Annotated in this window: 10 protein-coding genes and 1 pseudogene; 7 read left to right on the top strand and 4 right to left on the bottom strand. The window is 40.2% G+C overall.

Annotation, left to right across the window (positions count from 1 at the left end):
• The first annotated feature begins 186 nt into the window (after window positions 1–186).
• The 5 genes from ACED59_RS12795 (at window position 187) to ACED59_RS12775 (ending at window position 3,515) form a co-directional block, all read left to right on the top strand.
• Entirely contained in the window at window positions 187–726 is a 540-nt protein-coding gene (locus tag ACED59_RS12795) for a hypothetical protein (RefSeq protein ID WP_017096700.1), read from the top strand.
• A 152-nt stretch (window positions 727–878) separates the two neighbouring features.
• On the top strand, window positions 879–1,571 hold the full coding sequence (locus ACED59_RS12790; protein WP_017096701.1) for a hypothetical protein: 693 nt from the start codon (window positions 879–881) through the stop codon (window positions 1,569–1,571).
• Window positions 1,571–2,131, top strand: a complete 561-nt coding sequence (locus tag ACED59_RS12785) for a hypothetical protein (protein ID WP_017096702.1) — start codon at window positions 1,571–1,573, stop codon at window positions 2,129–2,131. The genes ACED59_RS12790 and ACED59_RS12785 overlap by 1 nt, the downstream gene beginning before the upstream one ends.
• 138 nt (window positions 2,132–2,269) lie before the next feature.
• The gene (locus tag ACED59_RS12780) at window positions 2,270–3,043 is read left to right on the top strand and encodes an aminoglycoside phosphotransferase family protein (protein ID WP_017096703.1); all 774 of its coding nucleotides are present in this window, start codon (window positions 2,270–2,272) and stop codon (window positions 3,041–3,043) included.
• A 115-nt stretch (window positions 3,044–3,158) separates the two neighbouring features.
• Entirely contained in the window at window positions 3,159–3,515 is a 357-nt protein-coding gene (locus tag ACED59_RS12775; protein WP_017096704.1) for a hypothetical protein, read from the top strand.
• Window positions 3,516–3,771: 256 nt separating this feature from the next.
• On the opposite strand, the pseudogene ACED59_RS12770 reads toward ACED59_RS12775, so the two are convergent.
• The 3 genes and pseudogenes from ACED59_RS12770 to ACED59_RS12760 form a co-directional block, all read right to left on the bottom strand.
• Window positions 3,772–3,867: pseudogene (locus ACED59_RS12770) on the bottom strand (integrase); the annotation flags it as partial.
• Between the two features lie 103 nt (window positions 3,868–3,970).
• Window positions 3,971–4,261, bottom strand: a complete 291-nt coding sequence (locus tag ACED59_RS12765) for a type II toxin-antitoxin system RelE/ParE family toxin (protein WP_009847097.1) — start codon at window positions 4,259–4,261, stop codon at window positions 3,971–3,973.
• Window positions 4,254–4,475: a hypothetical protein gene (locus ACED59_RS12760; protein ID WP_009847096.1), complete on the bottom strand. Its 222-nt coding sequence runs from the start codon at window positions 4,473–4,475 to the stop codon at window positions 4,254–4,256. The genes ACED59_RS12765 and ACED59_RS12760 overlap by 8 nt, the downstream gene beginning before the upstream one ends.
• 219 nt (window positions 4,476–4,694) lie before the next feature.
• Here ACED59_RS12760 and ACED59_RS12755 point away from each other — a divergent pair, with 219 nt between their 5' ends.
• Window positions 4,695–4,982 carry a hypothetical protein gene (locus ACED59_RS12755; RefSeq protein WP_241820692.1) on the top strand — a complete coding sequence of 96 codons (288 nt, stop codon included), beginning with the start codon at window positions 4,695–4,697 and terminating at the stop codon, window positions 4,980–4,982.
• Window positions 4,983–5,262: 280 nt separating this feature from the next.
• On the top strand, window positions 5,263–5,499 hold the full coding sequence (locus ACED59_RS12750) for a hypothetical protein (protein WP_017096706.1): 237 nt from the start codon (window positions 5,263–5,265) through the stop codon (window positions 5,497–5,499).
• A gap of 461 nt (window positions 5,500–5,960) precedes the next feature.
• Here the strand turns inward: ACED59_RS12750 and rplY are convergent, their stop codons facing one another.
• The gene (rplY, locus tag ACED59_RS12745) at window positions 5,961–6,239 is read right to left on the bottom strand and encodes a 50S ribosomal protein L25 (protein ID WP_009847093.1); all 279 of its coding nucleotides are present in this window, start codon (window positions 6,237–6,239) and stop codon (window positions 5,961–5,963) included.
• Window positions 6,240–6,381 lie beyond the last annotated feature (142 nt).

The following is a 6,381-nucleotide window of genomic DNA, read 5'->3' as shown; positions in this document are numbered from 1 at the left end:
AAGAGTATGGCTTGCACTCGCTTTACTCTGCCGCGCAGCGGCTTCGTTCAACAAATGCATCAACACGATTTGCTACACTCGGCGTTGTCAGTTTGCCTTTAATTTCAGTGATTAAGGCAGTAAAATTCAGCTAAGCCTGTTTCGTAGCAAACGTGTTATGCAGGCGTTATAAGCCTCAGAGGATATATGAAATTATTTGATTTCCTTGAACAAATGACGAAAGAGAAGTTTCCATTTCAAGTCAACTATATTGAATGGTCGAGTTGTATAGATGTAGAAGTTAATGCATTTTCCGAGCGTTGGATCGTTTCATTTGATGAAGATGGTTTTGTTGATTTCAGCATCCTTCAAGCCATAGATGTATCTGACAATGAAAACGCTGAGCGTCTAAAATCGTTATTTAATCGCCCTCAACAAGCATGGCTCGATGCATCTAAAGATCTTGGAATTGAATTTATATCACCATTCAAATTTCTAGGGACGGATGACCGAGAATACGAAGTGACAGGTTTGCTACCTCAATTCGGTTGTCAAAATGGCACTCTAGTTACTTCACGAAAAGATGACGATGAATCTGTATTTGAATCAGAAAAATTGGTTGGTTACTACAGTTCTGGTCTAAACCCCGCGTCGTACGACCAATATAATCGAGGTAGGTTTATAGAAACGTTGAAAGACTGGGGGTGGATATCGGGTGATCCTGAACCTGAATGGCTTGGTGAATAGGCTTATAACAAATTGCTCAAGATGGACTTCTAACGCTTGGCAGTTTTGGTTCCAATGAGTGTTGTGTTTAAGATGCGTTGCTTTAGGTTAAGTGTTCGTTATCAGCCACTTAGCAAGGCGTTATATCAATTTAGGGATAGGTGCAAAAAATAATGAAACTATATGAAAATGTAGTCATTGGAAACTTTCTTTATGGATTAGGCTACTCTGTTGGTGCTAAGAAAGGCGGAAATGAGGTTTTGTCAGTCGTAAACCTGCTTCAACAAACACCGGCAGACAAAGAGCTGGGTGATGTACTTTTAGAATTTCCTGGAGTTGTAAAACTCATAGAGTTTAAAAACAAAGCTGGCAGCTTAAAAAAAGAGATGCAAAGACACTATCAATTAAAGTCTGCATTGGGAGAAGGCCACAAAAACATTTCTTTGTCTAAGAGTATTCATTGGTATGTTGAAACCGAGCCTTTAAATGATCTCTGTGTAAACAATATCAAACCTTATCTGGATGCCTTTGATAGTAGTGTTAACGATAGTTTTACATTAGAAACTTTTATTGAAAAAACTGTAGATGATGTCTTTAGTAACGATACCACTTTTAGCAATGATGACTTTAAGGACTATTTGAGTTTGGTTGCTAGGTGCCAAGGTACAGGAGAGGTGGGGACTGGAGGTATAATCATCGCAGTTTCTGAGAGTGGGATAAAGTATTTCCAGTTTACGGACATTATGCAGCTCAGATTACAACATAAAGAATATGTGAATGAGATAAAGAATCAATTAAATAAAAGTATAGAGGTTAAAAAAAGTATTAATAGAACCAAAGGTTTCGATATGGAGATCAGTCGATAATGGAGAGGTTGGATAAGTTATTTGATGCAGCTGCTAATTTGCTTGCTGCAAGTGAGAAAAATGAACAAAAATTTTCTAACGCAATCGCGTCAATTGAAAAAACTAACCGGAGTGTTAGCAGAGTTGAGTCAGAGGCTAAAAGAACAATAAGAGAGTCTACCCAAAATGCATCAAGTGAAATATCGGATAAGGTTTCAGAGCAATTATTTAAAAAACTTGAACATGCGCATGTTAAAGCAGAACAAGCAGCGTCCAGGTATGAGAAAGCAAGCAGATACTCGGTGTTAAAACTATCTTTCATTATGCTTATGTTTTTAATTGGTGTTGCAGTTAGTATTTGGTTTCTATTTGTCAAAGATATTCCCACCATAAATGAGATTAACGAGCTAAGAAGTGAGAAAGCGCAACTTCAAGCTCAGATAGAGAAGCTTAATCAGTATGGCCACATCACGAGTTGTGGTGGTAATCTGTGTGTTTCTGTCGATAAAAATGGCCGTTATAACTCTACTGATGGCAAGGTTATTTATTATGTAATAGCCCCTCGAGATAGTAAAAATTGATATAACAAACAATTTAAACAGATTCGTAATGTTTGGCATTTTTGGTTTGAATCAGCTTTAGTGATTAGGGCACAATATTCTGGTTAAGTGGTAGCGTTACTCACTACTTAATTGGGCGTTAGTTGCTCATGGAGAATCATGGAAGAATTATCAGGTGGAAGAGAGTCTTCAATATTTCGAGATGGCGATGTTGTTTATCGACCAATTCAGCCTTGGAGTACTACGATTCATCGGTTACTAGAACACCTAAAAGAGTCTGGATTCAATGAAGCACCTCAGTTTCTCGGTGTTGAGGGTGATGAAGAGAAGTTAAGTTTTGTAACTGGTGACACATTCAATTACCCGCTAACGGGTGCTATCGCCACACAAGAGGCTTTAGTGTCAGCCGCTAAATTGCTGAGAAAGCTTCACGACTCAACTGAAACACTCGTTAGTAATATTGAACCTAGTCGCTTGCCTTGGATGTTAGAACCTCGAGAGCCATTTGAGGTTATATGTCATGGTGACTTTACCCCTTATAATGTAGCTCTCGATGGTAATGTTGTGAGTGGCGTATTTGACTTCGACACCTCACATCCAGCACCAAGGATTTGGGATTTAGCATATTCACTTTATTGCTGGGCTCCGTTTAAAACGGACAGTGTCGATAGGTTAGGTTCAATTGAGGAACAAACTGCAAGAGCTAAGGTATTTTGCGACAGTTATGGAGCTTCGTCGGCTCAGCGGGAACAACTCGCAGATTATATGGTTATACGCCTAAACGCACTAGTCAGCTTCATGCGGCAAGAAGCAGCCAACGGTAGCGAACAATTTTCTGAGAACATCGAGCACGGTCATCTTCAATCTTATCTCGATGACATAGAGTACATTATCGATAATAAGCAAAAAATTCAGCGCGCGTTGTGCAACTAACAAACGTTTGGTATTTTCAGCTTGGTTTAGTTGAGTGTTTAAGGTGTTTTAATTGAGTGAGGTGGCAGGTTTGTTAGCCACTTAGCTAATCGTTAGCTTAAAGGGACGTGAAGCTATGGATATTATTTCAATAATCATTTTCGTTTTATGCGCAACATTTGTGTTTCCTGCCTCGTTTGGTTTGTTCGAATTGAAAACTTCAAAGCTCAAAGCAATCATCGAGGTTGAGGGTAATCAAATAACGATCCGCAAGCTGGCTGTGGAACGATTCCTTAGCTTAAAAGGCAGCACGATATGTACTACTAGCATTGTCCGTATTCAGTTTGTGAAAGACCCGATTGGAGGGACGTGCGTAACTCTGTTCAATGAATCCGATGGAGCTTTGGACTTTTGGGTTCCAGAGCACTTAATTAAAGGTGTTAAAAGTGAACTTGTGAGTGCTTGCCCGTATGCACAATTCGTTGAAATTTAAGCTAACTAATAAGGATTGAGGTATTGCGTAGCCAACACTAAATCCCAAGTGTTGAATAAGCCCGAAGCCACTTTATTAAGTAAATTGCGTAATTTAGTTTGAAGGGCACATCGCTTTGAGGTTTTTCTCAAGGCAAGCGAGGCCAAGATAAGGTTGCGATAGCAATCTTATTAACCAGTTAGCTATTTTTCGTTTCTTTCGTCGTTACACCTCCTCTATTTTGGTTCATGCCATTCTCCTTATTATCAAATGCCTTTCGACGAACCGCACGAGAATAGGCATCAATAGTTGCAGGTCGTTTACCTTGCAGTTTAAGGTTAGTAAGGTGTTGTTCATAAGGAGAGTTATAGCGTTACAAGAGTATGGATGGTAGCTGTTTTACTCTGCCGCGTAGCGGCTTCGTTCAACAAACGAGTATGGCTCAGACGGGCAAGGATATTTTCGATCACATCGAATCAATATATTTTCTTCATATCTCGATAAAAATTTTCGTGCGAGCCGAGAGCTATTAGTTCGAGAGTTACAGTACCATCTTCATAGCTATAACCGAGCAATGTTAATTGCTTAACCATCTTAAATTTATGCACTCTCAAGAAAAACAGGTCACCTTTCTTCTGCTCACCAAGATGCGGATCTTCCATAAGGGCTCGAATAGCATTATCTAGATCCGTTTTTTGGTTCTTGTGTAATTTCTTGACCGCCTTCTTAAAAGTAGGTGTCTGAAGAATGTTGGTAATCTTAGTCAAAAGAGTAAGCCTCTAATTTACCAGCTTCCTTCTCAGCTTTTGCTATGACTGCTTGCTTTACGAACTCATAAGGTAGATCAGGGTTGTCTTCCATCATTTTCCCGATTTTAGCCCAGTGCTCAATTTGTTTTGGTGTAGTGCGGTTTAGTGCTTTAGCCATTATCGCAGCCTTATCAAAAAGATCTTGGTCAATACGTACACTTGCAGTAGCCATAATATGTCTCCTAATTTAGTTTGTATTTATATTGTAGTAAATCGCCACAGGTGTTGCAAATTGCGCCATGACAAGCATTTAAGCAGACTGTTACGCTTGTAATTTTCTACTTGGATTAGTTTCAGTGATTTCGGTCGTAGGTTTGAGTGTATAGGTAGTGTTGTCAGCGACTCAATTAGGCATTATGTGCTTCAGGCAAATTATCTTATGGAGGCAATAATGAAAGATCCAGATGTCGAATTTTCCAAGTGGAAGCTAGAGAGGAAAAAAGGGAGTCTCAGATTTACTGCTCGTACATCATTTCCAGCAATCTTAGGCGTGATGGTAGGTCGAAGTATTGAGCCGTTGTTTATGTCAGAAAGTGTTTGGGGCTGGGCGCAAACTACCGATGTATTGATGAGTGGTTTTTGGGGGTCGATAGGTGCTATCCCGTTAAGTTATGCAATATGGTGTTGGCGTGAGAAGAAGTATAAACATCATGTCGCTAATCTTCAGCAACGGAGATAACAAGCATTTAAGGCGGATTCTTATATGTACCTCTGGCCAAATTTTATGCCTGTATTTCTTAGCATCAAGCGAAATCGAAATTAGTGGAATTAATATCAAACTAGACTTTGGAAATATTCCTACAGGCGTTTAAAGCAGCCTAATGCTGGCCCTTCCTTTCTGCTCAAGATTGGATTTCGTGTTAATAGCGCTCTGATTTACTATTGGGTAATCGTGTCGCTCACGTCCTTTATACGCCTTAATGTTCTACCCTAAGAAGTAACACTTTGTGGAGGTCTGTGTGAATATCAAAGAGTCTGATTGGAAAATCTTTTGCGAGATAAAGAGAGAAGCTGCGCAACTGTTTTGTACTCGTCAGCTAGATGAAGCCATCAAAGCGATTACTGATGAATCAGAATCTGTAGGGGAAAGGTTTCACTTTATGTGCGAGGAAGGTTTGGTTGTACCAAAACAATTCGAACGCCTTTCAGAGGAGCTCAAAAAAGACATTACGAACACTCTAGAAAGAAGAGCCTAAGGAAAGTCGGGTAATCAGGCCGCTTGACCCAGTAAATGTACGATAACCTTCCAAGATAAACTGCTACAACCATCCTAATATTACTCCTCTTTATTCGCTAATTCGGAATCGAATCCATGACTTTTGGCCAGGGAGGCTCAGTGTTATGTTTTGAAAAGTGAGTGTGCGGAGCCTAGCGAAAAAGTGGTCTAGTCTTTGTGTTAGAAAAACTACTGTATAAGTCCACCTTTCGTCCACCCTTAATCCACCCAAGCAAGGCTGGGATAAAGTGGGGAGAGGAAAAGTAGATTATTTTCAGTGTATTGCGCGAGATTTGAGGCGTTTTTGAGGGCTCAGAAACGGTGAAACCCCGATGTTGGTAGCATCGGGGTTTCGAATTTCTAGATTTCTCGACTGGTAAGATCGATTATCTTTTCTATGCAGAAGGCTGGATTAATCCAATCTTATTCCTTGGTAGGGAATTAGATACGGATGAAGTCCATGTGCTCAACTTTAGGCTTGAACGCGTGACGTTGAACGTCTTGCGGCTTAACCTTAACTTCTGCGCCGTCAATCACTAGAGTGATTGTTTCGTAGAATTCAGGCTTATCCATTTGGTTGATCACGTCAGCGTGAACAAGTTCGATAGCTACAGCTGCTGCTTCGCCACCGTAGATTACAGCTGGGAATTTACCAGCGTGACGTAGGCGGCGGCTCGCACCTTTACCTAGTTCAGTACGTACTACTGCTTCAAATTTCATAGTTTTACTCTCAAATTAGTAAAAATTAACTTCACACCTCAATGCGACCTTGAGTATGTGGTAAAGCTTAGGCATAAACGAGTTCATGCTTAAGCGAGCGCGGATACTAACATCACATTCAAATCTGAGCAAGTCAGAAGCC

This window comes from Vibrio sp. FF266, assembly GCF_041439695.1.
Taxonomy (GTDB): Bacteria; Pseudomonadota; Gammaproteobacteria; order Enterobacterales; family Vibrionaceae; genus Vibrio; species Vibrio tasmaniensis_A.
The sequence above is the reverse complement of the archived record's forward strand: the minus strand, read 5'-3'. Positions and strand labels throughout refer to the sequence as shown.

Bases quoted from the DNA above. Each gene is read 5' to 3' on its own strand.
- ACED59_RS12780 (WP_017096703.1), top strand. From the start codon at position 2,270: ATGGAAGAATTATCAGGTGGAAGAGAGTCTTCAATATTTCGAGATGGC.
- ACED59_RS12755 (WP_241820692.1), top strand. From the start codon at position 4,695: ATGAAAGATCCAGATGTCGAATTTTCCAAGTGGAAGCTAGAGAGGAAA.
- ACED59_RS12785 (WP_017096702.1), top strand. From the start codon at position 1,571: ATGGAGAGGTTGGATAAGTTATTTGATGCAGCTGCTAATTTGCTTGCT.
- ACED59_RS12790 (WP_017096701.1), top strand. From the start codon at position 879: ATGAAACTATATGAAAATGTAGTCATTGGAAACTTTCTTTATGGATTA.
- ACED59_RS12775 (WP_017096704.1), top strand. From the start codon at position 3,159: ATGGATATTATTTCAATAATCATTTTCGTTTTATGCGCAACATTTGTG.
- rplY (WP_009847093.1), bottom strand. From the start codon at position 6,239: ATGAAATTTGAAGCAGTAGTACGTACTGAACTAGGTAAAGGTGCGAGC.
- ACED59_RS12795 (WP_017096700.1), top strand. From the start codon at position 187: ATGAAATTATTTGATTTCCTTGAACAAATGACGAAAGAGAAGTTTCCA.
- ACED59_RS12760 (WP_009847096.1), bottom strand. From the start codon at position 4,475: ATGGCTACTGCAAGTGTACGTATTGACCAAGATCTTTTTGATAAGGCT.